This is a genomic window from Psychromonas sp. (assembly GCF_047632955.1).
Lineage (GTDB): Bacteria > Pseudomonadota > Gammaproteobacteria > Enterobacterales > Psychromonadaceae > Psychromonas.
This window is the reverse complement of record NZ_JBLIED010000008.1, coordinates 48,942-75,849: the sequence shown is the minus strand read 5'-3', so window position 1 is coordinate 75,849 and position 26,908 is coordinate 48,942. Positions and strand designations below refer to the sequence as shown.

The 26,908-nt window shown below is 39.2% G+C and carries 26 protein-coding genes and 7 tRNA genes; 12 read left to right on the top strand and 21 right to left on the bottom strand.

The window, feature by feature from the left end; translation table 11 throughout:
* Positions 1-1,446 (bottom strand): M48 family metalloprotease, encoded by a 1,446-nt coding sequence (locus ACJAZP_RS07635; protein ID WP_415230144.1) that lies wholly within the window; start codon positions 1,444-1,446, stop codon positions 1-3.
* A 215-nt stretch (positions 1,447-1,661) separates the two neighbouring features.
* On the opposite strand from ACJAZP_RS07635, the gene ACJAZP_RS07630 reads away from it, so the two are divergent.
* Positions 1,662-1,949, top strand: coding sequence for a sulfurtransferase TusA family protein (locus ACJAZP_RS07630; RefSeq protein ID WP_415230143.1), 288 nt, complete (start codon positions 1,662-1,664; stop codon positions 1,947-1,949).
* A gap of 183 nt (positions 1,950-2,132) precedes the next feature.
* Positions 2,133-3,218, top strand: a complete 1,086-nt coding sequence (locus tag ACJAZP_RS07625) for an AI-2E family transporter (RefSeq protein ID WP_415230142.1) — start codon at positions 2,133-2,135, stop codon at positions 3,216-3,218.
* 37 nt (positions 3,219-3,255) lie between these two features.
* Here ACJAZP_RS07625 and bcp read toward each other — a convergent pair whose 3' ends face one another.
* The 11 genes from bcp to ccoN all read right to left on the bottom strand — a co-directional run bounded on the left by bcp (position 3,256) and on the right by ccoN (position 12,924).
* Positions 3,256-3,720, bottom strand: coding sequence for a thioredoxin-dependent thiol peroxidase (gene bcp, locus ACJAZP_RS07620; RefSeq protein WP_415230141.1), 465 nt, complete (start codon positions 3,718-3,720; stop codon positions 3,256-3,258).
* A gap of 10 nt (positions 3,721-3,730) precedes the next feature.
* The gene (uspE, locus tag ACJAZP_RS07615; protein WP_415230140.1) at positions 3,731-4,666 is read right to left on the bottom strand and encodes a universal stress protein UspE; all 936 of its coding nucleotides are present in this window, start codon (positions 4,664-4,666) and stop codon (positions 3,731-3,733) included.
* Between the two features lie 120 nt (positions 4,667-4,786).
* Positions 4,787-5,536, bottom strand: a complete 750-nt coding sequence (locus tag ACJAZP_RS07610) for an FNR family transcription factor (protein ID WP_415230192.1) — start codon at positions 5,534-5,536, stop codon at positions 4,787-4,789.
* Positions 5,537-5,690: 154 nt separating this feature from the next.
* Positions 5,691-6,386: a sulfite exporter TauE/SafE family protein gene (locus tag ACJAZP_RS07605; protein ID WP_415230139.1), complete on the bottom strand. Its 696-nt coding sequence runs from the start codon at positions 6,384-6,386 to the stop codon at positions 5,691-5,693.
* Entirely contained in the window at positions 6,379-6,591 is a 213-nt protein-coding gene (gene ccoS, locus ACJAZP_RS07600) for a cbb3-type cytochrome oxidase assembly protein CcoS (protein WP_415230138.1), read from the bottom strand. The genes ACJAZP_RS07605 and ccoS overlap by 8 nt, the downstream gene beginning before the upstream one ends.
* A gap of 79 nt (positions 6,592-6,670) precedes the next feature.
* A complete protein-coding gene (locus ACJAZP_RS07595) occupies positions 6,671-9,076 on the bottom strand; it encodes a heavy metal translocating P-type ATPase (protein WP_415230137.1) in 2,406 nt (801 codons plus the stop codon).
* Positions 9,073-9,552, bottom strand: a complete 480-nt coding sequence (locus tag ACJAZP_RS07590; RefSeq protein ID WP_415230136.1) for a FixH family protein — start codon at positions 9,550-9,552, stop codon at positions 9,073-9,075. The genes ACJAZP_RS07595 and ACJAZP_RS07590 overlap by 4 nt, the downstream gene beginning before the upstream one ends.
* 118 nt (positions 9,553-9,670) lie before the next feature.
* Entirely contained in the window at positions 9,671-10,636 is a 966-nt protein-coding gene (gene ccoP, locus ACJAZP_RS07585; protein ID WP_415230135.1) for a cytochrome-c oxidase, cbb3-type subunit III, read from the bottom strand.
* Positions 10,636-10,827 carry a cbb3-type cytochrome oxidase subunit 3 gene (locus ACJAZP_RS07580; RefSeq protein WP_415230134.1) on the bottom strand — a complete coding sequence of 64 codons (192 nt, stop codon included), beginning with the start codon at positions 10,825-10,827 and terminating at the stop codon, positions 10,636-10,638. The genes ccoP and ACJAZP_RS07580 overlap by 1 nt, the downstream gene beginning before the upstream one ends.
* Positions 10,828-10,875: 48 nt before the next feature.
* Positions 10,876-11,478, bottom strand: coding sequence for a cytochrome-c oxidase, cbb3-type subunit II (ccoO, locus tag ACJAZP_RS07575; protein WP_415230133.1), 603 nt, complete (start codon positions 11,476-11,478; stop codon positions 10,876-10,878).
* Between the two features lie 15 nt (positions 11,479-11,493).
* The gene (gene ccoN, locus ACJAZP_RS07570; RefSeq protein WP_415230132.1) at positions 11,494-12,924 is read right to left on the bottom strand and encodes a cytochrome-c oxidase, cbb3-type subunit I; all 1,431 of its coding nucleotides are present in this window, start codon (positions 12,922-12,924) and stop codon (positions 11,494-11,496) included.
* A gap of 230 nt (positions 12,925-13,154) precedes the next feature.
* Here ccoN and ACJAZP_RS07565 point away from each other — a divergent pair, with 230 nt between their 5' ends.
* Entirely contained in the window at positions 13,155-13,634 is a 480-nt protein-coding gene (locus ACJAZP_RS07565; protein WP_415230131.1) for a hypothetical protein, read from the top strand.
* A gap of 101 nt (positions 13,635-13,735) precedes the next feature.
* Here the strand turns inward: ACJAZP_RS07565 and ACJAZP_RS07560 are convergent, their stop codons facing one another.
* From ACJAZP_RS07560 to ACJAZP_RS07540, 5 genes are all read right to left on the bottom strand, one after another.
* Positions 13,736-14,173: a DoxX family protein gene (locus tag ACJAZP_RS07560; protein ID WP_415230130.1), complete on the bottom strand. Its 438-nt coding sequence runs from the start codon at positions 14,171-14,173 to the stop codon at positions 13,736-13,738.
* 8 nt (positions 14,174-14,181) lie between these two features.
* On the bottom strand, positions 14,182-14,928 hold the full coding sequence (locus ACJAZP_RS07555) for a DNA-binding domain-containing protein (protein WP_415230129.1): 747 nt from the start codon (positions 14,926-14,928) through the stop codon (positions 14,182-14,184).
* Positions 14,929-15,103: 175 nt separating this feature from the next.
* Positions 15,104-15,829, bottom strand: a complete 726-nt coding sequence (locus ACJAZP_RS07550) for a CAP domain-containing protein (RefSeq protein ID WP_415230128.1) — start codon at positions 15,827-15,829, stop codon at positions 15,104-15,106.
* Between the two features lie 122 nt (positions 15,830-15,951).
* Positions 15,952-16,785 carry a DUF692 domain-containing protein gene (locus ACJAZP_RS07545; protein WP_415230127.1) on the bottom strand — a complete coding sequence of 278 codons (834 nt, stop codon included), beginning with the start codon at positions 16,783-16,785 and terminating at the stop codon, positions 15,952-15,954.
* 97 nt (positions 16,786-16,882) lie between these two features.
* Positions 16,883-17,146, bottom strand: a complete 264-nt coding sequence (locus tag ACJAZP_RS07540) for a DUF2282 domain-containing protein (RefSeq protein ID WP_415230126.1) — start codon at positions 17,144-17,146, stop codon at positions 16,883-16,885.
* Positions 17,147-17,415: 269 nt separating this feature from the next.
* Between ACJAZP_RS07540 and ACJAZP_RS07535 the strand changes: the two genes are divergently transcribed.
* The 6 genes from ACJAZP_RS07535 (at position 17,416) to ACJAZP_RS07510 (ending at position 20,323) form a co-directional block, all read left to right on the top strand.
* Positions 17,416-17,925 (top strand): sigma-70 family RNA polymerase sigma factor, encoded by a 510-nt coding sequence (locus tag ACJAZP_RS07535; RefSeq protein WP_415230191.1) that lies wholly within the window; start codon positions 17,416-17,418, stop codon positions 17,923-17,925.
* Positions 17,918-18,631, top strand: a complete 714-nt coding sequence (locus tag ACJAZP_RS07530; protein WP_415230125.1) for a DUF3379 family protein — start codon at positions 17,918-17,920, stop codon at positions 18,629-18,631. Before ACJAZP_RS07535 ends, ACJAZP_RS07530 begins: the two co-directional genes overlap by 8 nt.
* 308 nt (positions 18,632-18,939) lie before the next feature.
* Positions 18,940-19,015: transfer RNA gene (locus ACJAZP_RS07525), tRNA-Asn, on the top strand.
* Positions 19,016-19,351: 336 nt separating this feature from the next.
* Positions 19,352-19,427: transfer RNA gene (locus ACJAZP_RS07520), tRNA-Asn, on the top strand.
* 622 nt (positions 19,428-20,049) lie between these two features.
* Positions 20,050-20,125: transfer RNA gene (locus tag ACJAZP_RS07515), tRNA-Asn, on the top strand.
* A gap of 122 nt (positions 20,126-20,247) precedes the next feature.
* A tRNA-Asn gene (locus tag ACJAZP_RS07510) sits at positions 20,248-20,323 on the top strand.
* Positions 20,324-20,741: 418 nt separating this feature from the next.
* On the opposite strand, the gene ACJAZP_RS07505 is transcribed toward ACJAZP_RS07510, so the two are convergent.
* Genes ACJAZP_RS07505 through ACJAZP_RS07495 form a run of 3 tightly spaced genes read right to left on the bottom strand, consistent with a single transcriptional unit; the run spans position 20,742 to position 24,137 of the window.
* Positions 20,742-22,493, bottom strand: coding sequence for an FAD-binding protein (locus ACJAZP_RS07505; protein ID WP_415230124.1), 1,752 nt, complete (start codon positions 22,491-22,493; stop codon positions 20,742-20,744).
* A gap of 5 nt (positions 22,494-22,498) precedes the next feature.
* Complete coding sequence (locus tag ACJAZP_RS07500; RefSeq protein ID WP_415230123.1) at positions 22,499-22,714, bottom strand: ferredoxin family protein; 216 nt, start codon at positions 22,712-22,714, stop codon at positions 22,499-22,501.
* Between the two features lie 25 nt (positions 22,715-22,739).
* Complete coding sequence (locus tag ACJAZP_RS07495; protein ID WP_415230122.1) at positions 22,740-24,137, bottom strand: ferric reductase-like transmembrane domain-containing protein; 1,398 nt, start codon at positions 24,135-24,137, stop codon at positions 22,740-22,742.
* Between the two features lie 503 nt (positions 24,138-24,640).
* Here ACJAZP_RS07495 and ACJAZP_RS07490 point away from each other — a divergent pair.
* The 3 genes from ACJAZP_RS07490 (at position 24,641) to ACJAZP_RS07480 (ending at position 25,323) form a co-directional block, all read left to right on the top strand.
* Positions 24,641-24,717: transfer RNA gene (locus ACJAZP_RS07490), tRNA-Met, on the top strand.
* 226 nt (positions 24,718-24,943) lie between these two features.
* Positions 24,944-25,020: transfer RNA gene (locus ACJAZP_RS07485), tRNA-Met, on the top strand.
* 226 nt (positions 25,021-25,246) lie between these two features.
* Positions 25,247-25,323, top strand: a tRNA-Met gene (locus ACJAZP_RS07480).
* Between the two features lie 465 nt (positions 25,324-25,788).
* On the opposite strand, the gene ACJAZP_RS07475 is transcribed toward ACJAZP_RS07480, so the two are convergent.
* Positions 25,789-26,808: a hypothetical protein gene (locus tag ACJAZP_RS07475; protein WP_415230121.1), complete on the bottom strand. Its 1,020-nt coding sequence runs from the start codon at positions 26,806-26,808 to the stop codon at positions 25,789-25,791.
* Positions 26,809-26,908 lie beyond the last annotated feature (100 nt).

The window sequence follows — 26,908 nt, the reverse complement described above, 5'->3', positions numbered from 1 at the left end:
TTATTTTGTTAATGCCTTTAAACGTAAATCATCTTTTTGATAACCCTCCATGGTTGCCGCGTACCTTGCTTTATCTAACGGATTCTCCGTATAAATAAGCGCATTGCCGACTTCTTGTATTGCTTCCCTGAAACGTCCCTGTAATGCTAAATATTGCGCTTTACTGGCGTGTTCCTTGGCGCGATTATTTAACAGCCTGTAAAGATCAATGGCGATTATATGCGCCAAAATATAGCGAGGATGAGAGCGGATAAACAGTTCAAGAATCTTTTCAGCATCTGCATAGCGTTTATTCTCCTGCAGAGCAGCAACTAAGTTAATGGTATAAACGGGATTTTCCGGCAATTTTTTATATAACTGCTGCAGCCGTTCTATTATTTCATCTGCCTTATGTAAGGCGAGTGCCGTATCCGTTGCCAGGTCTATATAAAACGGTTCGTCGGGTTGTGTTTTTAATAATCCGTCAATAATATTTTGTGCTTGTAAAAAATTTTTATTTTCAAAATATGCCAAAGCAAGACCATATAAGGCTGCCTCTTTGATCTGATACTTTTTATTTTTGAGCTGACTTTCATATAAATTGATGGCTGAAGTAGGGTTGATATTACTATAGCGGACGGTAATACGTACTTTACTAAGTTGATAATCTAAACTGTTAGTATAATTTTTTGTTTTGTATTGACTGGCCCGTAAACGCGCTTCAGATAAACGCGCTTCAGGTAACGGATGAGTTGATAACATTTGCGGAGGCAGGCTGGCATACTTATATTTTTCAGCAAGTTTGCCAAAAAATTGTGCCATACCATTGGGATCATAACCGGCATCAACTAAAGTTTGAATACCAATTCTATCGGCTTCATATTCATTCATTCGCGTATAATTAATTTGTGACTGAATCGATACTGCCATGGTGGTAGTTAAAGCGGCCATCCCTGCGGCGGGAGAGACTAAGGTAAGTAAAATTGAGCCCGCCATTGCAGCAAGGGATGCAGGAGTACGGGTAGACTGTTGTTCTAACATGCGGGCAAGATGACGTTGAGTGATGTGTGCTATTTCATGGGCAATGACGCTCGCAAGTTCACTCTCATTAGTGGCATATAAAAACAATCCGGTATGAATTTTTATATTACCGCCTAAAAATGCAGCAGCATTAATCTCATTGTCTTCTATCAGAAAAAAATCAAAGGGCATTCTCACCGATTCTGCATGAGAAACTAAGCTTTGACCAAGTTCATTGATATACTGATTAAGAACCGGATCATGGATGATTGGCAGGCTTTGATTTGCCATTAGTCTAAATGCCCAACCAAATTCTTTTTCTTTTTCTATGGTTAATGTGGCAGCACCTACTGTTCCAATCTCTGGAAGCGAATTACTTGAATTTGCCATGCCGGGGAAAAAAGAAAGGAAAAAATAAAGTGCAAGAAGCAGAGATTTATTGAACACTATAGCTACTCAACATAAAAATATATTAAAAGCATAAACAATCACCACTTTATTGCAAGTGATGATTGTATGAGATGATGATTACTCTATTCAAGACGCCAATATTTAACAATTGATTATCTATGACAGGTTTTACTGTTAATAATCACCCTATGAATATAGTTATTGGCAGACTGTACTGGCTTTAATTTCAAATTGCAGGACAATTACTGGGTATGGAGATTTTAGATTTACAAAATATGCGTTGTCCAATGTCATTAGTCAAACTAAAACGTTATTTGTTAATGCATGATAGTCCTTCCAATAAACCACAGGATAGAAAACTTTGTCTGCTCTTTTCTCATCAGCAGGCAATGCAGGATATTATTTTATACCTGGATAAAAAAAGGTATGACTATTCAATCGTTATAACAGACAATCAGGCATCTCTGGTGATGCGTATCGGTACTAATACCAAAAGAACTAAAAAGGTGATCACCCTTGCTGGTCAAAATCATCCCTAACTGCGTTGTGAGTTTTGAAGTGAGAACAACTATCTCCTACAACTCACGCCTTATTAGTGCTGATTTTTCCTTCGCAATCATTGATCACTTAATTAATTCTTTTGGTATAACAACTAAAATCGTAAGTGGCCTTGGTCATTTTAATCAGTTTCAACAACCCAATTTAAAGGTGTAATAAATTTCATGTTAAAAAAGTTAAATGAGTGGTATCAACACCACTTTGCAGATCCCAATCTTAGTGTTCTTTTTTTACTGCTGCTCAGTGCTTTTGCCGTTTTTTACTTTTTCGGTGGGATTTTAACCCCTGTTTTTGTGGCATTAGTTTTGGCCTATTTACTTGATTGGCCGGTAAACTATTTAATGCGTTTTAAGTTAAATAGAACCCTGTCGACATTAATTGTAATGGCTATTTTTTTAGCCTTGGCATTTTTTGCCTTCTTAGGTATTTTACCAACCGTATTCAGGCAGGGGGTTGCTTTTGTTCGCGACCTGCCCGTGATGTTCAACCAAGTGCAGGAATACATTTTAACGCTGCCTGTGCTCTATCCCGAGCTTATCGACCCTGCTACTTTTACCCTGATTGTTGGAAATTTTCGTACTTATATTTTAGATACGGGGGGCTTTCTATTATCACATTCAGTGGCTTCATTATTAGATATCGCGGCATTGCTTGTTTACTGCATTTTGGTACCTTTGATGGTACTTTTTATGCTCAAAGACAAAAAACAGTTAATTACCAGTTTTGTTAAATTTTTACCTAACGATCGTAAGCTCGCCGATCAGGTTTGGGTTGAAATGAACGGTCAAATTATGAATTATATCCGCGGTAAGATCATTGAAATTCTGATTGTTGGTATTTCTACTTATTTTGCTTTCTTTTTAATGGAGTTACGTTATTCAGCACTGTTAGCTGTATTGGTGGGTTTATCCGTTTTAATACCCTATATAGGCGCGGCTATTGTCACTGTACCGATTGCCATTGTGGCATTTTTCCAATGGGGATCATCACCGGAGTTTTTCTATTTGATGATTACATACGCAATTATTCAGGCGCTTGATGGTAACGTTATTGTTCCGGTATTGTTCTCCGAGGCGGTTAATTTACATCCTGTGGTGATCATTGTTTCGGTATTAATATTTGGTGGGTTGTGGGGGTTTTGGGGGGTATTTTTTGCTATTCCTTTAGCAACGCTTGTTAAGGCTGTATTAAATGCCTGGCCGAGCACTCTGGTTCAAGGTGATGATCTGGAAGAGGATAACTTAAGTTAAACAAAAAAGGGCCAATGGCCCTTTTTTAAGTACTTTATTAATTTTTTAAATAGTCCAGAACTACCTGATGATGGTCAGTGGTTTTAAATTTATCAAATACATGCTCAACAAACCCTTTTTCATCTATCAGGAAGCTGATGCGGTGAATACCATCATAGATTTTACCCATGAATTTTTTCTCTCCCCAAACGCCAAATGCTTCTGCTAGCGCATGATCCTGATCTGATAAAAGAGGGAAGTTCAGCTCTTTTTTAGTGACAAAATTAGCTAAACTTTTCACCGGATCCGGACTGACACCAAAAACCAGCGTATTAACATTATCAAGTTCAGTTTTTACATCGCGCAAACCGCAGGCCTGGTTAATACAACCTGGTGTCATCGCTTTAGGGTAAAAATAAATTAAAACTTTTTTACCGATTAAATCCGCTAAAGCAACCATATTGCCTTGATCATCCTGCAAATTAAATAATGGAGCTTTATCTCCGGCCATTAATCGTTTCATAACTTTCCCTTTATAGTTTAATTGGACTGATAAAACCAGCTGGTTTTAAAGCGAGCAAATCACAGTTTAAATTATCTATAACCTGCTCTGCTGTGTGCCCTAATAATGTGGCACTTAAACCGGAGCGTCCGACAGTGCCTAAAATGACTAACTCGGCATCAATTTGTTCAGCTACTTCACTAATCACATCTTCAGGTAAACCTTGGGCAAGGTGGATCTGTTGTTCAGGCAGTTTTAATGTTTGCGCATATTCATTTAATGTTTTTTGGTGGAATTTTTTTAAACCATCTTCGTAATTTATCGGATCAAATTCCGGTAATTCGAGCATAATATTCATCGGCGGACTAGGGTATGCATTAACAATATGAATCTTTGCATTTATAATTTCAGCCATGGCCGCGGCTTCGTGTAAAATTTGTTGATTCAACAGATGATGTTCATCATCCTGAATACTTTTACAATCAATGGCACAGAGAATATTACCGTTTTCAGGCCATAACTGATTCTTCACTAATAGTACCGGGACTGGACATTTACGTAATAAATTCCAATCGGTAGGCGTGAATAAAATGGCACTGAGTTTGGAGTGTTGATGAGTGGCTTTAATAATAAGATCGTGTTTATTTTTTAACACTTCAAGAATAGCTGCCTGAAAGGGGCGATTATGCCAACGTACTTGGCAGTGGACATCTAAACCTTGCTCTACAACGGGTGCGGCAATAGATTTAAGCCACTCTTCGTTCTCTTTAATAACAAGGCGTTGCATTGTTTCTCGTTCTTCAGAAGAGCTCAGAGAGGTCATTTCAAAGGTCAAATCATAACAGCATAAGAACAGGGTTATTTTTGTACCCGGTTCTTTTGCTGCAATAGAGGCCGCTCTTTCCAGCGCCGGTTGAGATTCCTGGTCCACATCAATAAAAACTAAAATATTACGATATTTAAGCATAAGAAGATCCCCAAATAGAATTAAAGATATCTATAACTTAGATCAGATGAAGTAAAATTGTTAGCCTTTTGTAAATCAAAAGGCGATTTATTCAGGAGAGTTATAGAACTGTGCGTCAACCTAATCTTTTTTTAATGCGCCTGCGAGAATGGTCAGTTGCGCATCATCTAAGATACTGATGTATTTGCCTTTAACAGCAATCATATCCATTTTTTGGAAACGTCCCAAAAGACGGCTGATGGTTTCAACGGTGAGACCTAAATAATTACCAATATCTCCGCGGGTCATGGATAAACGAAACTCTTTCGGTGAAAATCCTCGCGCAGCAAAACGCTGTGACAAACCGTGAATAAAGGACGCAAGTCGTTCTTCAGCATTTTTCTTCGACAGTAATAAAATCATGTTTTGATCACCAACGATCTCAGTGCTCATTAAACGTAATATTTGCTGTCTAAGTTTTGGCATGCTGATAGATAGAGTATCCAGCGTGTCATAGGGAATTTCACAAATCATTGAGGTTTCAAGTGCCTGGGAAAAACTTGGATGAGTCCCCGAGCTAATACCATCAAAACCAACTAAATCACCCGCGAGGTGAAAAGCGGTAATTTGTTCATCACCTTGTTCTGTAATCGTATAGGACTTCAACGTACCTGAGCGAATGGCATAGAGGCATTTCATCTCCTGGCCCGCTTTAAATATTTCTTGTCCTTTTTGAATGGGTTTTTTCCGTTCGATAATATTATCTAAACGCTCTAATTCATCTTCATTAAGTGAATAAGGGATGCACAATGGGCTTATACTGCAGTCTTGGCAATGAATGGCAGAACCGCCACTTTGGATTCGATTGGTATTACTTTTTTCCATAGTAATTATTCTTCTCATAATTGATACACATCAATATTAGCATCTATTCAGCTGGCTTTGAATAGATGCTAATAATTAAATATCTAAAATGCTGAACCTATCAAATAAGTGTGCGCTAAGCGTGATAACTTATTCATGTCATTCGCTATTACCAATCAAATCAGCTTAACTGCAGGATTGCGATATACAGGGTATGGAACGCAAAAATGGCTAATAATGCGCCACTGCCGTAGCGAAACCAATGGTGGTTAAGTATCTTTTTCAAATGATGACTAAAGGCACCCACAGTGAGCATTGCCGGCATCGTCCCTAAGCCAAAACCTAACATAATAAACAAACCGTTAAGTGGATCACCGCTGCTTGCAGCCCAAGATAAGGTTGAATAAACCAAACCGCAGGGTAACCATCCCCATAAAAATCCCAGAGGAAATGCAAAAAGCGGGTGTTTTAACGGAATGAAGGTTTGTGCTAGCGGTTTAATAAATTTCCAGACAAACTGACCCGCTTGCTCTAATTTTAATAAACCATGCCATAACTTAGCCACGTATAAGGCTAGCATGAGCATTAAAATAGCGGCGAATATGCGTAAATAAATTAATGCTTCTTTACCACCAAACCAGATAATAAGCGTGCTGCTGCTCGCTGCAAATAAAAACCCTGCAAGTGAGTAACTGCTCACTCTCCCGAGGTTGTAAAGTAATAATGAAAACATTGAAGTTGATTTTTTTTGATCGGCTTTCATGGAGAAAGTGATTGCACTTGCGATACCCGAGCACATACCTAAACAATGTCCCGCGCCTAATAAGCCAATTAAAAGCGCGGCAATAAAATCATTTAATAACGTCGCTTCAATCATTTAAATCAACGGGTTGGGTTGTTTTTTGCGGATTGTTGGGGTCTTCTTGTATTGATGGCGCTTGCAAGTCTTCATCGAATAAAATATTGAGGCCTTCGCGGTCTAAATCCTCATATTGATTAGATTTTACAGCCCAAAAAAACACGATGACAGCGATCGTAACGAATACCATGGCGATCGGTATTAATATATAGATAATACTCATCTTAATAAACTCTTAGTACTCTTAATAAAAGATATAAATAGTACAATTAATGAATGAAAAAAATCATCGAAAACGGTCATTATTTTAATAATCGTAAAGAATTACTGACTACAATTAGCGAACTGCAGGACATCCCTATTACTGCGATGTAGGGCGGGACATATCCTGCCACCGCTAGAGGGACAATAATAATATTATAACCAAAGGCCCAAAGGAGATTTTCTTTAATTATTCGTGTCGTTCTGTTAGCCATTTTATGTAAAGCGGCTAATTTATTTAGGTCTTCGCCTAATAAAATAACATCGGCACTATTTTTAGCAAGATCAGTGCCGCTTGCTACGGCGACTGATACGTGTGCACCGGCCATCACCGGCGCATCATTGATACCATCCCCAACCATCATAACCTTATCTGTTTTTTGCAGTTGCTGTATATAGTGCAGTTTTTGTTGCGGAGTAACTCCTTTTTTTAACTGCTTAATATTAAGCAGCTTGCAAATCTCTTCACTTTTTAAGGAGATATCACCCGTCAACATAGTGCTGTTAATATGATGATGATGACAATAGCTAAGAATATGTTGTGCACTGGGGCGTAATTCATCACCTAATTCAAAGGTCGCAAGCAGTTGTTTATCCAGGGTGAGATAGATGACTAATTCTTTGCTGTTTATGTTTTTATCCACTTCACAAAAAATAGCATGACCCAATTTTAAGGTTTTATTTAAATAGCTGGCCTGCAACCCTTGTCCGGGTTTATTGACCACATCATTTAATACTACGCTATTTTTCTGCTGTTGTTTAAATGCAAGTGAAATAGGGTGCTCTGAATTTCTTTCCAGTTGCGCCGCTAAATCGATACATTGCTGTTTTGAATAAGGGTTATAACTGTGTGTATTTAGGAGCTTAAAGTTGCCCTTTGTTAAGGTGCCGGTTTTATCAAAAACAACATGATTAATTTTGTTCAATGTCTCTAACACATGGTGCTGCTTAATTAATATACCCTGTTTATTAAGTTGCGCCGTTGCACAGGTCAGGGCCGTAGGCGTGGCCAGAGAGAGCGCACAGGGGCAGGTTGCTACTAGGACTGAAAGAGTGATCCAAAAAGCTTGATCAGGTGCAATAAAACTCCAACCTATATAAGTCAGAGTGGCAATAATAAGCAGTGCACCGACAAAGTATCTTGCTGCGGTATCTGCCACAATTTCGATTTTTGGTTTATTAAGCTGGGCGTTATCCTGCAGGTGAATGATGTCTGCAATTAAAGTGTTATTACCCACTTTTTCAACCCGAATAATCAACTGGCTGGTTATATTAACACTGCCGGCAAAAACAGCCGCGTTGTTGGTTTTGCTAACGGGTAAATGCTCACCCGTCAGCATAGACTCTTCAATATTGCTGGCGCCCTTTAGTATAATGCCATCGACGGGAATAGTTTGTCCTGGCTTAACGACAATATATTGGCCGACTGTTAAGGTTTTTGCAGGGATAACAGATTGAATTTGCAGATCATCGGGATCCTCAATAAGGGTCGCCATCGAGGGTAATAAGCGCAATAAATTACTGCTGCTTTCAGAGGCTTTACGACGGGCGCGTAACTCCAATAAACGACCGAGCAATAATAAGAAAGTAAACATTGAAACAGATTCAAAGTAAACTTCTCCCCGGCCAACAATGGTCGCATAACCAGAAGCGCTGTATGCGCCTAATAAAGCGATGGATATGGGAATATCCATGCCTAAGGTTTGGTTGCGAATATTACGCCAGGCATTTAAATAAAAAGGTTGAGCGCTGTACAGCAGAACGGGTGTTGCTACGATAAAACTAACCCAACGAAAATAGTGTATAAATTGCTCTTCCATCCCTGAAAAAAAATCCGCATATAACGCGATTGCAAACATCATTACCTGCATGGTAGCAAGGCCTGCGAGACCTAAGCGTTGCAGGTAAGATTTTGTCAGTTGGGTATAAAAGGCTTCCTGTTTATTAACTTGAAAGGGGTAAGCTTTATAACCTATTTTTTGGATGGCAGTTAAAATTTGACTGAGTTTAAGTTGTTGTTGATTCCATTTTATAACCGCGCGGTTAAGTGTTGTATTAACATTAATAAAGATTAATCCGGGTAATGAGCGCAGCTGTTTTTCTATTAACCAAGCACAGGCCGGGCAGGTTATGCCTTCAATACTGAGGGTGGTGGTACTGAGGTTTTGATTGTTATCTGTAACATTATTGACAAAATCTTCCTGGATTTGTTCAATATCATAATCTTCAAGCTGCAATAATACATCAGGAATCAGCAGCAAACCTTTTTCGGCAGGTTCGCTGCGATGATCGTAATAGGAGGTTAAGCCACTATCAACGATTGTTTGGGCAACGGCTTGACAACCCGGGCAACACATTCTTTGTGAAATACCCTTTATTTGCACTTTAAAATCAGTGGATGGCGGATTTTCTTCGCCACAGTGGAAACAACTTTTTTGTAAGATCATTCTAATGTGAAATTTTCTGCTGGTAAGCTAACCCATTTTTGTAAGCGCCAACTTTTATCGAAAGGTTCGATACGTACCTGCCATTTACCCGTTATTGATTGCTCTGACTGGTAGCGGTAATTACCACTGCCATCGGCGGTTAATAATTGTGACAAATCTCGTTCAGCTTGGGTTGAATGATATAAAAATAACTGAATAGAGCTTTTCTCCTGCACCCCCTTTAAGCTGATGATGAGTTCATTACCTGTTTGTGTAATTGCGGCACTGATATTGTTAGCACGCGCATTTTTTATCAAGGTAAGATCATGATTAATTGCTTTACCTTTTTGATAATAATCATCAACGACCATATCCGGTTTATTATTTATTGCGATAAAAACCGTAGAAATCCCGCCAATAACTGCACAGAGAGGCAAAATGATTAAAAACCACGGCCAGAATTGTTTGAACCAGGCTTTATTAATATTGTTTTTCATGATTATCCCGTGAGGCGTTAAGCAGTTGCTCAATTTATCATTTGCACTAATTTTTAGCTATAAAAAAAGCCTCTGAGCGAGGCCTTTTTATAGCTAAATATGAGGCATTTATTTGACTTTATTGCTCGTTTGACTGAGAAAGTGAATACACATAGGCTGATATTAAATGGATTTTATCTTCGCCTAACACTTTATCCCAAGCTGGCATTACGCCATTACGACCGTTTCTAATGGTCGCTTCAACGGCATTACGTGAACCGCCATATAACCACACGGTGTCTGTCAGATTAGGAGCACCAAGCGCTTGCATACCCTTACCATCAGCGCCATGACATGCACTACAGACAACAAAACGTTTTTCTCCGGCGGCGGCTTCAATCAAATCAACACGGCGTCCACTTAATTGTAATGCGTAGCTAGCGACTTCTTTAATGCCTTGTTCGCCCAGAATTTCTGCCCAAGCCGGCATCGCTCCGCGACGACCATGCATAAGCGTTTGCTTAATAGTATCCGCCTCACCACCATATAACCAATCATTGTCGGTCAGGTTGGGGAATCCGGTACTACCACGTGCATCTGAACCATGGCATTGAGCACAATTCTGCAGAAATAAACGTTGCCCAACTTTTATTGCATCGGGATCTTTAGCGACTAAGGTCAGGTCCTTATAAACACCATTTTCATCATAAGTAAGTTGTTTAAAAACCGCGCCATATTTTTCCTCGGCAGCATCCATTTCACGTTGGTATTGAGAATGTGACGTTTGAGCTAATTCTTCCGATTCTTGCAGTGATGTTATACTTTGCTCTGAACTTGTCCAACCCAGCAGACCATTCCAGTTTGCAGTATAAGCCGGGAAAGCAACGCTATAAATCAATGCGATCACAATAGTAAACCAGAATAAACCCACCCACCATCTTGGTAGAGGGTTATTTAATTCTTGAATTCCATCGAAGGTATGCGGCATTGGTTGACCTTCCTCAACGCCGGTATTGTTTTTTGAGGTCGCTCTAAGGAGAACCGCACAACCAATAACAACAATCAGGGTGATCACCGTTATCCATAACGTCCAAAAAATGCTCATTATTTTTTATCCTCTGTATGTTGGCCTAAGCGGTCTTCATACTTTATTGTGTCTTGATCTTCGTCAAAAATAGAATTGGCGATATCATCAAAAGCCTTTTTTTGTTTTTTACTGTATGCCCATAAAATCAAGGCGACAAAAATAACGATTAGGAACAAGGTATAAAGTCCGTTAAAAGTTGCAAAATCCATAAAGCCTCCAATATTTGAAAGCAATGCCCGCTAAATGGGGCATTGCTATTATCTTAAAGCATGACCAAGTGATTGCAGGTAAGCAATTAACGCCTGCATCTCAGTTTTGCCTGCAACAGCTTCTTTTGCACCGGCTATATCTTCATCCGTATAAGGTACACCGAAGTTATTTTTAAATATGTCTAATTTACGGGCCGTATCTTCACCTGTTAAGTGGTTCTCTGCAAGCCATGGGAAGCCGGGCATATTTGATTGCGGCACCACATCGCGAGGATTAGTAAGGTGAACTTCATGCCAGGCATCGGAGTAACGTTGACCAACACGTGCCAAATCAGGACCGGTACGTTTTGAACCCCATAAAAAAGGATGTTCCCAAACACCTTCTCCGGCAACACTGTAGTGACCGTAGCGTTCTGTTTCTGCTCTAAAAGGGCGAATCATTTGGCTATGACAGACACTGCATCCTTCGCGGATATAAATATCACGACCTTCCATTTCTAATGCCGTGTAGGGGCGTAAACCGTCTACCGGGGTATTAGTTTCTTTCTGGAACAGTAATGGCGTAATTTGTGCCAGACCACCAAAACTGATTGCTATGATGATAAGGATAGCCAGTAAGCCAACATTTTTTTCAATAAATTCGTGTTTCATTATTTAACTCCCTGACTAACCAAGTTCTTGAGGCTGGATAGAGCCATCTTTTGCAGCAACTGTTTTGTATGTATTGTAAGCCATTACTAACATACCAGTTAAGAAGACTAAACCACCGACGAAACGGATAGTGTAGAACGGGTAGGATTTTTCCAATGATTCAACAAAAGTATATGTCAAAGTACCGTCATCGTTCACAGCTCTCCACATAAGACCCTGCATAACGCCTGAAATCCACATTGAGACGATGTATAAAACCGTGCCAATAGTTGCCAACCAGAAATGTAAGTTGATCATGGCGACACTGTACATGCTTTTTTGGTTAAACAATTTTGGTACCAAGTGATAAATCGAACCGATTGTCACCATCGCAACCCAACCTAATGCACCGGAATGCACATGGCCAATAGTCCAGTCAGTATAATGAGAAATGGCATTAACCGTTTTAATGGCCATCATCGGACCTTCAAAGGTAGACATACCGTAGAAAGACAGTGAAACCACTAAGAAACGCAGAATAGGATCGGTACGCAGTTTATGCCAAGCACCTGAAAGTGTCATGATACCATTGATCATGCCGCCCCAGGACGGAGCAAATAGGATTAACGACATCACCATGCCTAAGGATTGTGCCCAATCAGGCAGTGCAGTGTAATGCAGGTGGTGTGGTCCGGCCCAAATATAAACAGCGATTAAAGCCCAAAAATGGACAATCGATAAACGATATGAATATACCGGTCTGTTTGCTTGTTTAGGAACAAAATAGTACATCATGCCTAGGAAACCAGCAGTTAATAAGAAACCAACAGCATTATGTCCGTACCACCATTGCACCATCGCATCAACCGCACCAGAATAAACTGAATATGATTTCATGCTGCCCATTGAAACAGGGATGGCCATACTGTTTACTATATGCAATACAGCTACGGTTAAAATAAACGCACCAAAGAACCAATTTGCCACGTAAATATGTGATGTTTTACGTATTGCTAAGGTGCCAAAAAACACAATAGCGTAAACCACCCACACGGCGGTAATCAGCAGATCGATTGGCCATTCAAGTTCAGCGTATTCTTTTGACGTGGTGTAGCCTAAAGGAAGAGAAATAACGGCTGAAATAATAACCAGTTGCCATCCCCAAAAGACTACAGCTGCGAGGTGCCCGCCAAATAAACGAGTTTGACAGGTTCGTTGCACAACGTAGAAGGAGGTTGCCATTAATGCCGATGTACCAAATGCAAAAATAACCGCATTTGTATGTAACGGGCGTAATCGACTGTAGGTTAACCAGGGCGTATCAAAATTGAGTGCAGGCCAAATTAATTGAGCCGCAATGAGCACCCCAACGGACATGCCAATGATACCCCATAAAATGGTGGTAAGTGTGAACTGACGGACAACTTTATAGTTGTAATCAGGTTGAATCGTAGTTGCGCTTGTCATTAGTTTGATTCCATGCATTTATTTACAATTTACGTATTTTAAAACGCCATAATAAGTAATAATCATCCATAAATATCTATGTTTCAGATCACTGCATATAAACATAATTATTCGAGCGAAGTTTACTTGAACATTTTTCTAATTAACAGTTGTTGGTTGATTAATTGTTAATAAACTTGTTGTTTATGTTAATAAATGCGCGGTAACCATTATTTTTACAAGGATTTTAAATGTTAACAAAAAGTAGAATTGTACAATTGCTGGTTATGATGATTGTTTTAGTTGCGCTTTTTACGTGGCGCACGATGACCATTGAGACAAAACCACAGACTAATGTTGATTTAATCTCCGTTGAACCCTCAACCGGACTGCTTGAGTGTGATTATTTTGTTCCCTGTGAGGTGTTTGGCGAGCAGGGACGCTTCTGGTTAAGTGTCGATAACCCACCCATTAAAGCGGAACAATGGATTAATTTCAAGCTTAAGAGTAATGCACAAGAGTGGCGTGTGAATGATGCCAAAATAGTCGGAAAAGAGATGTTTATGGGGCGTATTCCGGTGACTTTTAGCAATACAGGCAAGGGTATTTTCTCTGCAAAAACCTTAGTCGGGGCTTGCACAACTCCGACTATGATCTGGCAATTGCAAATTAAGGTTGTAGTTAACAATATTGAAGAGCAGCTATTATTTGATTTTACGGTTAAAAAATAAAATTTCCTGCGCTGCAATATTCAAAAGAGGTAATTACGGATGGGATCTGTTTATCCTGCGGGAATTTACCACGAAAGATAAACAGCCTTTAATACTAACTATTATCGTGCAAAAAAATGTTTTTTTAATGGCTGATCAATCGAGATTAACCCCGCACCCCACACAACATTTATTAATATCATTAAGCCCCATAACTGGTGATCATAGAAACCTCCTTCCCACAGCACCGGGTATGACACCACCGCCATGATATTAAAAACAAATAAAACGGCAGCCATAGGGCGGGTTAATAAACCTAAAATCAGGAATACCGGCAGTATCAACTCAGCGGCTGTGCCTGCGTATGCGGCCAACTCCCAGGGGATAATAGGGACCTGATACTCCTCTTCAAACAGATATAAGGTACTATCCCAAGTGGTTATTTTTAAATAACCTGATTTTAAAAACACAGAGGCGACCCAAAGGCGGGTGAATAACAGTAAGATGGGGGTAAAATAACATTGCATTTTGTCCACGATCAGTTGATAAAAGTTGAGCATAGTGCCTCCTAGGCGTTTAATGTAAATCCACAAAGTAGATCTTTTTCCAATAACTGAGGCAGACCCTCAAGTAATGATTGCGGCGCAATTGTTCCCATTGTTTTATGCTGCATAATTTGCTGCAGCAGCAGGAATTCAGTTTCACTCAATAAAATAAGCTCGACGCTAAAATTTTCCTGCTTTTTAAGGACTAAATAGCATATTTGGTTTAAATCACTTTCCTGTATTTGTTTGCGGATTATCATGCTGTATAAATGCTCAATATTCTGCTTACTTGAAAACGTCGATACCTGGGTAGCAATTTGAAAAATAATGTTTTCTAATTGCTCTGCTGGTATCGATTTTAACTGTTCAATATCAAGTGAAACGGTTTGTAATTTTTTATTGCTTGTTTGTTCTAATAACCATTCAAAACGTGCCATTTCTGCTACATAAGGTAACTCTTTGAGTTGCTCAAGATGATCCAGATATTCACTAAAACCGTCACCGTAAGTCATCATGTTATTTTCTTTTGGAGGGTGTCTTAAAATAAACTGTCGCGCGACTGCATTAAAAAACGTTTCACCGACCAGCGATAAAGTATGCTGATAAGTCGCAGAGAGTGCTTCCGTTACGCCCATCACAAAATTATTCCGGTATATCTGTAATAAATCATCACTGGCGAACGCTTTTTTGGGTTTGATTTGATCCGCAATTTGATCGTTTTTATATAAAAGTGTATCGCTAAATTGTCGCTGAAGCTGCTTGATATTCATCGTTGAAACTCCATCCTGAGCGTATTACAAGCGCTTGAGCTTTTGCTCAAGGCCGCTAAGTGTAGAATGATCAGAAGCGCTAGTTGAAATGGATAGATGGTTAAAAAAACACTAAAGTAAAAACAGTGAGCGCATCTGTAAAATATTCCAAGGGATAAGTCACACAGAGAAAAATTCACTCGATTCCCCCTGCAAAATCCATCACGCAAACACTTCGGTAGGAAGGATGTTTAGCGCAGGAAACTCCTACTACCTGATAATCTTTTTGCAGTATATTGGTGCGATGACCGCGATTTTTTACTCCATCATCTATCAATAATTCAACCACAACTTCACGGCCAGAATGTGCACCGTAAATAATATTTTCACCTATTGTATGCTGCCATTTCCCGTAACGTTCAACTCTATTTTGCAGGGTAGAACCATTCTCACCAACATGTCCAACAGCGTCAGATTTAGACTGCTCCGTTGCGTGATCTTGAGCCGCCAAGGTTAATGTTTTATTTGCTTTTAATGGACCTATGGGCATTGTGTTGTTCATTATTTCTGCTGCTTCATAAACCGCACTCAGACCTTCTTGGGTCTGCAGTCCGATAAAATTTACCGGTCCGCCTGGCTCTAAGTACATTTTGTTATTATAAAAAGCGCTGCGCGGTGCGATAAATTCCTGGCTGTAGCGAGGCGGATCTGTTCTTGCCATATTCAGGTGTAAAATTATATTTTTCTCTAATACGCTTAAATAACTCAGATCCTTGGCTGGCGCTAATTTTTTTACAGGCCAGTCATCTGTCGGCCAGGCGAGAGCGGGCGTTGCATTAACGGTCATGCTTAAGCTGGCAGAAAGCCATAATGCTTTTTGCATTAAAGACATAAAATCCTTAAGTAAGTTAATTTTGTTCATGCCTATTTCCCGTAAATTTATGTCTTAGCTATTTTAAAAGCGGTTAAAAGTCTCTGTAATATCTTGTTAAATAATCTTTTTAAAATGAGTCTAATGGTTTTACATAGGCTGATATCAGCCCTTTAAAGTGATGCTTTGATATTAATGGCTTTATTGTGCTCTTCTATTAAGATATCAAGTTTGGGAATTTCCAGATCCCACTCGATCAGTGTCAGCGCATTTGTTTTTGTTGCTGATATATATGTTTGGTAAATATCCCAAACAGATTGGCTCACCAAAGTGCTGTGGGTATCAATCAGCAGGGTGCTATTGTTAATCTGTTTTTGAGTAAAACCGGCTAAATGAATTTCTTGCACGGTTTTATGGTCGATAATATCGAGATATTTTTCCACTGAAAATTGATGATTAGTGGCGCTAACATAAACGTTGTTAAGATCTAATAACAATCCACAGCCCGTTTGTTTGACAATTTCATTGATAAACTCCGGCTCGCTCATTTCACTGTCATTATATTCTAAATAGGAAGAGGGATTTTCTATCAGAATTTGCCTTTGCAGGTGCTCTTGAATCTGGTTGATATTATTTACAAAGCACAATAATGCTTCTTTAGTGTAAGGCACTGGTAATAAATCATTAAAAAAATTCCCTTGTAAGGAGCTCCAGCTGAGGTGATCTGAGACTAATGCGGGTTGAAAAATATCAATAATCTCTTTAAGGTTTTGCAAATGAGGTTTACTGATTGCATCGCTGCTGCCGATTGATAAACCAATACCATGGAAGCTGAGAGGGTAATGATTTGCTATCTTTTCAAGGTAGAAACGGTTTTGACTGTGCGGGTTAAAATAGTTTTCACTGTGCACCTCAAGAAATCCCAGTTTTGGCAATTCATCTAATAGAGTCTGATAATGGGGGCAACGAAGTCCTATCCCGACAGCGCCTGCCTGTATTTTTTCCAATGTTTTTAATCCTCAAGATTGACTATTCAAACCACTTATAAAGAAGTGGTTTGAATATGGATTAGCAGTTAAAAAATATCAACATCAAACAAAAATGTTATACTTTTTTGGACTCTAAAGAACCTCCTGCTAATTTAGCGCATAATCCTTCAGGTACTGCCAAGAATGCGTCGCCCTGGTTATCAACTTTAGAGGTCCCTGCACATGAGCTTGTTTTTGTCGCGCAGTCATTTTGACCCGCAGCCGCAACGCCATAACATTTTTCTTTACCGGCGGCCATTGCAGGTGTTGAAACAAGTGCACTACCAACAGCTATAAGTGTTGAAAAAGTAGCAGCCAAAGCAAGATTAGATTTTTTCATGGGAGATATCCTTTATAATAAAATTAAGCAAGTGCTGAAATAGCAATCATGCTTTATTGTGGGTTCAAGTATATAAACCGAGTAATCGGCAAAAAAATTTCACAATTAGTAATTATTTTTTAACTTCTCTTTAACTTTTAAAGATTAATCGTTTGTTTTCAGTCGGTTGTGGTAAGTTATCGTATAAGTGTTTTTTCTAAGAAGAGAAACAAATGAATTTATTTAATCGCAAACGAAATATAAGTGCAGAGTCCTTGGTCTTTAAGGATATGAATCAAAAACAGAAACGTTACGAAGCACTGGTCAATGTCTATAGCCCGGATCTATACCGATATGCCTATTGGATCTGTCGTGATCCTGATATTTCACAGGATTTAGTGCAGGAGACCTGTTTGCGCGCGTGGAAGAGTCTGGACAGTTTATTGGACGATAAAGCCGCTAAAGGTTGGTTGTTTACTATATTACGCCGTGAAAATGCACGTCGTTTTGAGCGCAAGCAGTTTTCTTTAGTTGATATCGCGGAGTATGAAGTGGCGGATGATCATGATTCATCACAAGAGATGGATAAAGAGTTATTACGTCGTAAAATATTACTTTTATCGGACGAATATAAAGAGCCGTTGTTATTGCAGCTTATCGCAGGTTTCAGCACAGAGGAAATTGCACAGCAGCTAAATTTAAATAAAAACACCGTATTAACGCGCCTGTTTAGGGCAAAGAATTTATTAAAATCATCATTATCAGCAACAACTAAAAGTAGTGGGGTAGCACATGGATGATATATTATTTCGTCATACTGCAATTGCGACGCCGAATGACAAAAGTGACGAATTTTTACGAAGGCAGTTTGATTCTGAGCAAGATAAAACCTTAGTGGATCAGGCAAAACAATTTGATTTAGAATTACAGTCTATATTAAAAGTTGATCAGCCCGATGACTTGGTCGATAAAATTCTGTTAGAGCAAAGTTTTGCTATCGAAAATAAAAAGAACTTAAATCAGCGCTGGCACTTAGCTATCGCAGCATCAGTTGCATTTATTATAGGAATAAGTTTACCGTTATTAAATAACCTGAATAATTTCACTGAAGATATAGGGTCAGTGGCCATGCAACACGTGCAGGATGAGTATTATTTTACTGAAAAAATAAATGAACAAGCCAACCTGTCTACTGTCAATGCCAAGCTTGCAACTTATGGCGGTCGAGCAAAAAATGATTTAGGCGAAGTACTTTATGTAAATTACTGTGGTTTTGAAGGGACATCCGCACTGCATATGATTATTCAGGGTGAACAAGGCCGTATTACTGTATTTGTTGTGCCGGAAGAGGCTGGGTTAAAAAATTCACCTGCTTTCCATAATCAACGTTTAAAAGGTTTAACTGAAAAATTAGGTAAAGTAAATCTGGTTATTGTTGGAGAAAAAGACGAACCACTTGAAAAAATAAAATTAAAACTAAAAGAAAATATTCAGTGGCAAATATAAAAACTGGATATTTTTCTCCATTATTTCATCTATAAGCGGTACTTTTGTGATTGGTTGCTTGAATTATCGGCAACCAATCTTTTTATACACCTTTTTTGTTGACAGTAAGTACCGCAAAAAATATACTGCGCCCGTCTTAAAGACTCCTGCATTTAATTGCATGTTGTTTTAAATAAAAAGAAAATTAAGTTATCTTGAAATTGTTTGATAAATAAAAGATAATTTAAAAGACAATTCCTCTTTGCTTAGTTGGTAGAGCAGTGAGGTACGTTAAGCCGGTTACACTGATTAACGTAATAAAAGACAATTCCTCTTTAGCTCAGTTGGTAGAGCAACGGACTGTTAATCCGTTTGTCGCTAGTTCAAGTCTAGCAAGGGGAGCCACATTTAGTTATTATTGCTAAGGTGATAATAACAAGTCGAAAGACTTAAAATGCTTACAACTTCTATTAGAGCAGTTGAGGCACGTTAATCGGGTTACACTGATTAATGTAAAAAGATAATTCCTCTTTAGCTCAGTTGGTAGAGCAGTTGAGGCACGTTAATCGGGTTACACTGATTAATGTAAAAAGATAATTCCTCTTTAGCTCAGTTGGTAGAGCAACGGACTGTTAATCGGGTTACACTGATTAATGTAAAAAGACAATTCCTCTTTAGCTCAGTTGGTAGAGCAATTGAGGCACGTTAATCGGGTTACACTGATTAATGTAAAAAGACAATTCCTCTTTAGCTCAGTTGGTAGAGCAACGGACTGTTAATCCGTTTGTCGCTAGTTCAAGTCTAGCAAGGGGAGCCACATTTAGTTATTATTGCTAATGCGATAATAACGAGTCGAAAGACTTAAAATGTACACTGCTCGTTTAATAGGGTGGTGTAAGTAAAAGACAATTCCTCTTTGTTTAGTTGATAGAGCAGTTGAGGCACGTTAATCGGGTTACACTTGATTGACGTAATAAAAGACAATTCCTCTTTAGCTCTGTTGGTAGAGCAGTTGAGGCACGTTAATCGGGTTACACTTGATTGACGTAATAAAAGACAATTCCTCTTTAGCTCTGTTAGTAGAGCAGTTGAGGCACGTTAATCGGGTTACACTTGATTGATGTAATAAAAGACAATTCCTTTTTGCTCTGTTGGTAGAGCAGTTGATGCACGTTAATCGGGTTACACTTGATTGACGTAATAAAAGACAATTCCTCATTAGCTCTGTTGGTAGAGCAGTTGAGGCACGTTAATCGGGTTACACTTGATTGACGTAATAAAAGACAATTCCTCATTAGCTCTGTTGGTAGAGCAGTTGAGGCACGTTAATCAGGTTACACTTGATTGACGTAATAAAAGACAAAACCTCATTAGCTCTGTTGGTAGAGCAGTTGATGCACGTTAATCGGGTTACACTGAATTAACATTAAAAAGACAATTCCTCTTTAGCTCAGTTGGTAGAGCAACGGACTGTTAATCCGTTTGTCGCTAGTTCAAGTCTAGCAAGGGGAGCCACATTTAGTTATTATTGCTAAGGTGATAATAACAAGTAGAAAGACTTAAAATGCTTACAACTTCTATTAGAGCAGTTGAGGCATGTTAATTAGGTTACACTAAATTAACATTAAAAAGACAATTCCTCTTTAGCTCAGTTGGTAGAGCAACGGACTGTTAATCCGTTTGTCGCTAGTTCAAGTCTAGCAAGGGGAGCCACATTAAAAAAATCTAAGCTTAAATATAAGCTTAGGTTTTTTTTTGCCTAAAATATATAAAAAGAATTAATTGTACTAAAAGTAATAAATTTATGATCAGTTTCTTCAAAGGGAAAATTTACGATCACAAAGCCGCCGGAATGATTTTAAATAGTAAATTTGATCACTTTATTAATACATTTTGTCTGATGCTATCGGTAGGGTGCATTCTATGCACCGCAGGTAGCGGTAATCGGTGCATGGAATTCACCCTACGAGCTGAATAATACTCATAACATAGTTAGGGATGATTTTAACCAGTAAGGATAATCACCTTTTTAGTTTTTTTGGTGTTATTGCGTCGCTTTGATAATGGTAAACTGACCTCCCGCTCTGCCGAAGGTCAGTTGATTTATATGTTTTTGTAGAGAAGAAAAATATCAGCTGAATTTTGGCCATAAATCAAAAGGCTGTTTCTCAAAGATCATCTCACCTTTGTTATCTTTACTAATATTAATCCAAGCCTGCCAGTTTTTATAATCAATATCCGGATAATCCAGACGGTAGTGACTGCAGCGGCTTTCTGTGCGCATTAGTGAGGCTTTGAGCTTCATCTCAGCGGTAATGATCATGTTCTCTGTTTCATGGGCAAGTCGTAACGTATGTCGATCCTCAGCCATCAACATCGGAACGTGATGCTCTTTTAGCTCTTCAACATAAGCCAGGGCTCCTTGCATCATGCGCTCTTTTTTTATGTATAAGACAAAGTTGGGGATCATTATTCCCTGTAAAACCTGTGTAACCCATGCTGGGCTGTAACCGGTTTTGCGTTTCAGTGGTGCTAAAATCGCCGCCTCAACCTCAGCGAGTTTTGTATCTGATACGCTAAACGATTGAACGACTTTGCTTGCTTCAGCTGCCGCTTCTCCTGCAAAGGTTCCCTGCACCGCAGAGCCTGCTGCCGAGCCGCCAATCTGAGTGTAGATACCCCCAGACATATAAGAGCCAAGGGCATCGCCAGCTGCATAAAGGCCTGGGATGGTTGTTAATCCATTTTCATCAATGGGTACGAGCCCCTCTGATTTGTGAATCGCCATTCCAGCAGTGGAACCTCCTACTTGTTCTCCTCCCATTCCAGGAGGACCGGAATGACCTTTGCTGCTACTAAATATGGAGAAAAGCCCACCTTTTTGTTGTGGTGGTGCTGACATTCCTTGTCGTTGAAATGCAGGAGGCGTGTATGGACCGCCCACAATTTTCGTTATTTTTTGATCTGGATTGCCGGGACCCATTGTGACAGGAGCTCCCACTGTATAAGCTTGATAATTAGTTTCTATACCCAGATCGTGGTGAATCTCAGCGCTGGTTGTTGATGGTTTTTCTTCTATCTGACCATGCCAGTTATCGTAACAGGAGCCAGAGTTTTTTGCTGAAGCGGGGTGCCCGTCATTCCACTCTTTACCGGTTATTTTAGCGCCAATATTATAGGCCATAATAGTGCCATCGTGAGTCAGATCGCACATTGGGAAACCGTTAGGTTTAAAACCTCCAGAGCCGGTGCAAAGAACAACCGTTTTAGCTTTAAAATGGATTATTTTGTTTTCTTTTAGACTGAAACCGGAAGCGCCAACCACGCGGCCGTTCTCTTTTAACAAGTGGGTCATCATGACACGTTCGACAAGTGTAATATTGCGTTCTTGTACCGGTTTTATAAAGCTGGTGCGGCATAATGGTGAATCGAAAAATCCCCATGATTTGAGCTCTTGAACTCTATCATAGGAGTGCTCGGCCAGTTGACGGGTAAACACCGGATTATTAGTGCCAATTGCCGAATCTGATACCTTGGCAACAAACTCATCTATGCTCATTTTTGCTGTATTTTGATCATAGCTGAAAATACCTTTAGCAAAGGGTGTTAATCCAGATGTACCGAGTCCTCCTTTGGATACCATCATTACTTTGGCGCCAGCATCGTGTGCTTTAACTGCTGCAAAAAGACCAGCGAAGCCCGCACCAATAACGAGAACATCGGTTTCCTGCTGCTCTACTTTAAAATCTTTACTATTTATTTTAGTTTTATTTTGTGTTGGTGCTGCGCCTAATGGCATCGCCGCTGCGAGCGCAGAGGCACCGATAATACCGCCGGTAATTCCAATAAATTGGCGACGCGATAAATTCATCTTTTCGTTCATATTGGTTATCTCCATGAAACCATGACGGGGAGTGTCTTTTCCGGGGTGATGCTAATAGCGCCAACCGGACAATATAAACGACACAGGTGACAGATCTGACAATCTTCCGGATAGGTGATTACCGCTCTGCTGTTTTCTTCATCAAATTGAATGACATCCGTCGGACACGCTTCCACGCAGGCTCGACAACCGATACAACCGGAGATCTCATGAATAGGCATAATTATTTCCTCATAAATTGGTTTATTAAAACGATAGTCGCTCGTAATGAATATTAGAATTAGGGATGTGCAGCACTTTTAAACTGTGCTTAACAGCAACAATCATAGGTTTTGGTCCGCACAGATATACGGCCCATCGATCGGCTTGAGTGAGGTCAATATTGTTTTCGATACATTGTTTATCGACAACCCCTGCATATATTTTGTATTGCTCGCTTACCTTCTGACAAACTAGCTGCTGACAAACCAGCTGTAACTTAAAGTGAGGCATCTGTTGCGTTAACTTCTGGATTTCATCGAGCAAAACCATCTGTTCCAGACTGTTATTCCCATAGATAAGACGGACCGGACGAGTTTCTCGATTACTGACTAACCCGCGTAACAGACTCAGCATCGGGCCAATACCCACACCACCTGCAATCAGAGTGATCCCTTTTGCTTGCATGCTGTCATTGAGGCTCATGCTGCCATAGGGGCCGTCAATATAGACCTGCTGTCCGAGTGTTAACCTATCAAGGTTATTGGTGTAATCACCGAGTTCTCTAATAATAAAGGAGATTTTCGGCAGATCATTCTGGCAGGAGGCGATTGAGAAGGGGTGTTCGTTGACACCATGCACTGAGCTGCTGGTATTAAGCCAGACGAATTGACCGGCCTCAAAGTAAAAATCATCACCTTGTTGCTTTTCAACCGTTACCTGCCAATCACAACAACTGACCTTAGTAACTTCTTTTAGGGTAAAGGGCTGATGTTTGAGTCGTGTTGGTTTGAGCAGGTAGTTATAAGTCACCATCAGCAGAGAAAAACCACAAAGTCCCCACCAGACTAGATTGAACTGATCTTGGAACTGTCCATGACGCCCTACACTGGTGATATGCAAGGTAGCCAAAATAGTGATAGCCACAAAACCAAGCAGATGAGTCAGCCGCCAAGTTTCATAACGCATAGGAAGCTTGTCTTTGTAGATTGAAAGTAGCACCCAAAGGATCAGCAAAACCCAAGCAATAATGGCAGTCAGCATCTGTGGTGCAGTTAGCGTCTTGATCAAGCTAATAACACCATCATCAAAAGAGACAAAAAATCTCGGAGCAAGAATCAACATTGGATGGAGCAAAAAAATAATACCTAGCCATTTACCAATTTGTTTATGTTGGTTCATACTCCAATCAATATTGGCAAACAGGGGAAGTTGCTTAATGCGGCTGCTAAGTGGGAACTGAATAAAAAATGCCATCATAGCAAGTATATTAATTAAACTTAACAAGCTGACATACCAGCCTTTAAAATCCATATCCAGGATTTGAGCTGCGACAAACGGAAGCATTAATAACGTTACGTAGCCGATTAATAATTTATGGTTCTTTCCAAGACTAAAGCTGAATTTCGCTTTGGACTTAGTACTGATTTCTGCCTGAGTAGTCATATTTAACTCCAATGTGGTTGGCATAATAAGGTTTTCTATAACATTACTAAAAAGAGGGTTAAGAGGGGGTTAAGAAATAGTTTTTTGGTTTTAAGTTTATTGGCTATTTGCTCAAAGCAATATACTTTTTGAATCATTAAAACGACGGCTCAATGAAAGAACAGAAATGAGTATTTAATGTTAATAAAAATATTTTAAAATTGTGACTTAAAGTAAAGTTGATAAATTGTTACTGCGGGGAAAATAGTTTGTTTTTTATTTATAAATTAATCGCTTATCTCTTCATTAACTGTATCTGCAATAACAACAGGAAGGATTTATTTAAGATATAAGGCGTTATTTCGTTAATATTATTATTAATGATTATTATTTGAACAGTCAGTGTTTGTGTGTTAAATAGTACTTGCTATAATTATGTGATCTCTATATCATTTGCCGCTCTTAAACGAGTAAGCCTCATTGAACTGATGTTTGTTTACTGTTTAAGTGTTGTTAATTACGGACGCGAGATGGAGCAGTCTGGTAGCTCGTCGGGCTCATAACCCGAAGGTCGTAGGTTCAAATCCTGCTCTCGCAACCAATTTTAATATGTTTAAAAGAAAAGTTCATCGGGCTCAACTCTTTATAAACATTGGCGAAGGACATAGGTATAAATCCTGTTCCCGAAAGCAATTTAATATGTTTAAAAGAAAAAGCTCATCGGGCTCAACTCTTTATAAACATTGGCGAAGGACGTAGGTTTAAATCCTGCTTTTGAAACCAATTTTATATGTAAAGATTTAGAAAAAAGAAATATCAATATCGGACGCGAGATGGAGCAGTCTGGTAGCTCGTCGGGCTCATAACCCGAAGGTCGTAGGTTCAAATCCTGCTCTCGCAACCAATTTTGAAACGTTTAAAAGAAAAAGCTCATCGGGCTCTGCTCTTTATAAATACTGGCGAAGGACATAGGTGTAAATCCTGTTCTCGCAACCAATTTTGAACTGTTTAAAAGAAAAAGCTCATCGGGCTCAGCTCTTTATAAACACTGGCGAAGGACGTAGATTCATATCTACTCTAGAAACCAATTTTATATGTAAAGATTTAGAAAAAGAAACATCAATATCGGACGCGAGATGGAGCAGTCTGGTAGCTCGTCGGGCTCATAACCCGAAGGTCGTAGGTTCAAATCCTGCTCTCGCAACCAATTTTGAAGCGTTTAAAAGAAAAAGCCTATCGGGCTCAACTCTTTATAAAAACTGGCGAAGGACATAGGTACAAATCCTGTTCCCGTAACCAATTTTAAAATGTTTAAAAGAAAAAGCTCATGGAGCTCAGCTCTTTATAAACACAGGCGAAGGACATAGGTTTAAATCCTGTCTAGCAACCAATTTTTGAAATATTTAAAATAAAATAAATACTTTTCAAGTCATACCCCGATTAAAATCCCCCGAACAAATACCTATAAAAACATTTAACAAAGATCTTAACTGAGCTTTCATTATTTTTTATCAAAATATAACTGTCTTACTAAATAGACTACATAATCAGTGGAATTTATATAAGTATAAAAAGCTGAAATGCATTAAACGTCTTTAGATAAGCTCGGCAGCTGAGAAAACTCAATTAAGGTTGTGCGTTCAAATCTAAAGTAGCTAAAAATCATTCATATTTATGTATTTTTAAGATGCTTAAGATCTTGATAGGTGATGGAAGTTAACTCTGTATGTTTTCTTATAAAATCTTCTAATTTTATAAGTGAGCAGGGAGATAAACTTTTCGGATGTCCCATTACATTAAAAATACTATTTTTATCTGCTAATTTGAGATGCTCTTTAAAAGCTTTTTCAAGCTGTCCCGCTTTTGAACCATCGATCATAACTGGTCCATAGGTTGTTTTAGTTAATCGCTCAATATAATAGCTGCGATTGGCTATCATTGCTTGTCCATCACTAAAAGGAGTAAACAGATGACTGGAAAACTTTTTGCGCAATGCAAGCTTCCAAAAAAATAGCGGCGATGTTTTAATTGCGCTGATAGGAAGCTCCGTAAAATAGCCATCTTGGCGTTCCGTTAAAGGATCATTATCAAAGTGCCAATATGTTTTATCAGGTATTGTATCAAACTTAAACCAGCGTGTTGAATCATCAGAGTGTCCCTGCGAAAATACGGTACTGTCCAACCAGATACCATTATCTTGCAGTGCCTGTTTAATTTTATCAAAGGGCTGCAGACACCAGCCGCCAGCTCGAAAAGCGAATATAGGTTGCTCACTGCATGATTCTAGCTCTTGTTTATAACTTGCCACTATTTTATTAATGTCGTGCGGGCTAAAGTCATGCAGGCGGTAACGCTGGGTATTGATAACCCATGTATGGCCGTCATAGTAACTATCCTCCCAGTGCGGGTGAATATGCAGTTGTATATCATGCCCTTGTGATGAGAGTGTCTTTAGCTGCTTTTTAATCGCGGCGTATTGTGGCTGTAAAACGGGGAAATCAACGGCATACTCTTTTAGTTTTAGCAGAAATCCCGCATCAACAAATAAGCTGAGTTTATAGTTGTATTTATGCAGTAAAGTTAATAATTGTTGTGTCGGATGAATAATGCATTTTTCAACGCTACCACAATTCTTACCAAAAAAAATCTCGTAATCTAAGCTGAGTAACAACTGCACATGATTGTTTTCCATTATTCATTCCAATTGAAGTAAGTAGATGGATGATGATAACGCATTTAACAGGAGGGGATAAGTGTCTGTTAGTCTTTGCAGGGAAGTTTTTCAAGTCTAT

What these genes read in the sequence shown, in the direction of transcription:
- ACJAZP_RS07630 (WP_415230143.1), top strand. Translation starts at nt 1,662, where the DNA reads ATGGAGATTTTAGATTTACAAAATATGCGTTGTCCAATGTCATTAGTC.
- ACJAZP_RS07625 (WP_415230142.1), top strand. Translation starts at nt 2,133, where the DNA reads ATGTTAAAAAAGTTAAATGAGTGGTATCAACACCACTTTGCAGATCCC.
- bcp (WP_415230141.1), bottom strand. Translation starts at nt 3,720, where the DNA reads ATGAAACGATTAATGGCCGGAGATAAAGCTCCATTATTTAATTTGCAG.
- uspE (WP_415230140.1), bottom strand. Translation starts at nt 4,666, where the DNA reads ATGCTTAAATATCGTAATATTTTAGTTTTTATTGATGTGGACCAGGAA.
- ACJAZP_RS07605 (WP_415230139.1), bottom strand. Translation starts at nt 6,386, where the DNA reads ATGATTGAAGCGACGTTATTAAATGATTTTATTGCCGCGCTTTTAATT.
- ccoS (WP_415230138.1), bottom strand. Translation starts at nt 6,591, where the DNA reads ATGAGTATTATCTATATATTAATACCGATCGCCATGGTATTCGTTACG.
- ACJAZP_RS07595 (WP_415230137.1), bottom strand. Translation starts at nt 9,076, where the DNA reads ATGATCTTACAAAAAAGTTGTTTCCACTGTGGCGAAGAAAATCCGCCA.
- ACJAZP_RS07590 (WP_415230136.1), bottom strand. Translation starts at nt 9,552, where the DNA reads ATGAAAAACAATATTAATAAAGCCTGGTTCAAACAATTCTGGCCGTGG.
- ccoP (WP_415230135.1), bottom strand. Translation starts at nt 10,636, where the DNA reads ATGAGCATTTTTTGGACGTTATGGATAACGGTGATCACCCTGATTGTT.
- ACJAZP_RS07580 (WP_415230134.1), bottom strand. Translation starts at nt 10,827, where the DNA reads ATGGATTTTGCAACTTTTAACGGACTTTATACCTTGTTCCTAATCGTT.
- ccoO (WP_415230133.1), bottom strand. Translation starts at nt 11,478, where the DNA reads ATGAAACACGAATTTATTGAAAAAAATGTTGGCTTACTGGCTATCCTT.
- ccoN (WP_415230132.1), bottom strand. Translation starts at nt 12,924, where the DNA reads ATGACAAGCGCAACTACGATTCAACCTGATTACAACTATAAAGTTGTC.
- ACJAZP_RS07565 (WP_415230131.1), top strand. Translation starts at nt 13,155, where the DNA reads ATGTTAACAAAAAGTAGAATTGTACAATTGCTGGTTATGATGATTGTT.
- ACJAZP_RS07560 (WP_415230130.1), bottom strand. Translation starts at nt 14,173, where the DNA reads ATGCTCAACTTTTATCAACTGATCGTGGACAAAATGCAATGTTATTTT.
- ACJAZP_RS07555 (WP_415230129.1), bottom strand. Translation starts at nt 14,928, where the DNA reads ATGAATATCAAGCAGCTTCAGCGACAATTTAGCGATACACTTTTATAT.
- ACJAZP_RS07550 (WP_415230128.1), bottom strand. Translation starts at nt 15,829, where the DNA reads ATGAACAAAATTAACTTACTTAAGGATTTTATGTCTTTAATGCAAAAA.
- ACJAZP_RS07540 (WP_415230126.1), bottom strand. Translation starts at nt 17,146, where the DNA reads ATGAAAAAATCTAATCTTGCTTTGGCTGCTACTTTTTCAACACTTATA.
- ACJAZP_RS07535 (WP_415230191.1), top strand. Translation starts at nt 17,416, where the DNA reads ATGAATCAAAAACAGAAACGTTACGAAGCACTGGTCAATGTCTATAGC.
- ACJAZP_RS07530 (WP_415230125.1), top strand. Translation starts at nt 17,918, where the DNA reads ATGGATGATATATTATTTCGTCATACTGCAATTGCGACGCCGAATGAC.
- ACJAZP_RS07505 (WP_415230124.1), bottom strand. Translation starts at nt 22,493, where the DNA reads ATGAACGAAAAGATGAATTTATCGCGTCGCCAATTTATTGGAATTACC.
- ACJAZP_RS07500 (WP_415230123.1), bottom strand. Translation starts at nt 22,714, where the DNA reads ATGCCTATTCATGAGATCTCCGGTTGTATCGGTTGTCGAGCCTGCGTG.
- ACJAZP_RS07495 (WP_415230122.1), bottom strand. Translation starts at nt 24,137, where the DNA reads ATGACTACTCAGGCAGAAATCAGTACTAAGTCCAAAGCGAAATTCAGC.
- ACJAZP_RS07475 (WP_415230121.1), bottom strand. Translation starts at nt 26,808, where the DNA reads ATGGAAAACAATCATGTGCAGTTGTTACTCAGCTTAGATTACGAGATT.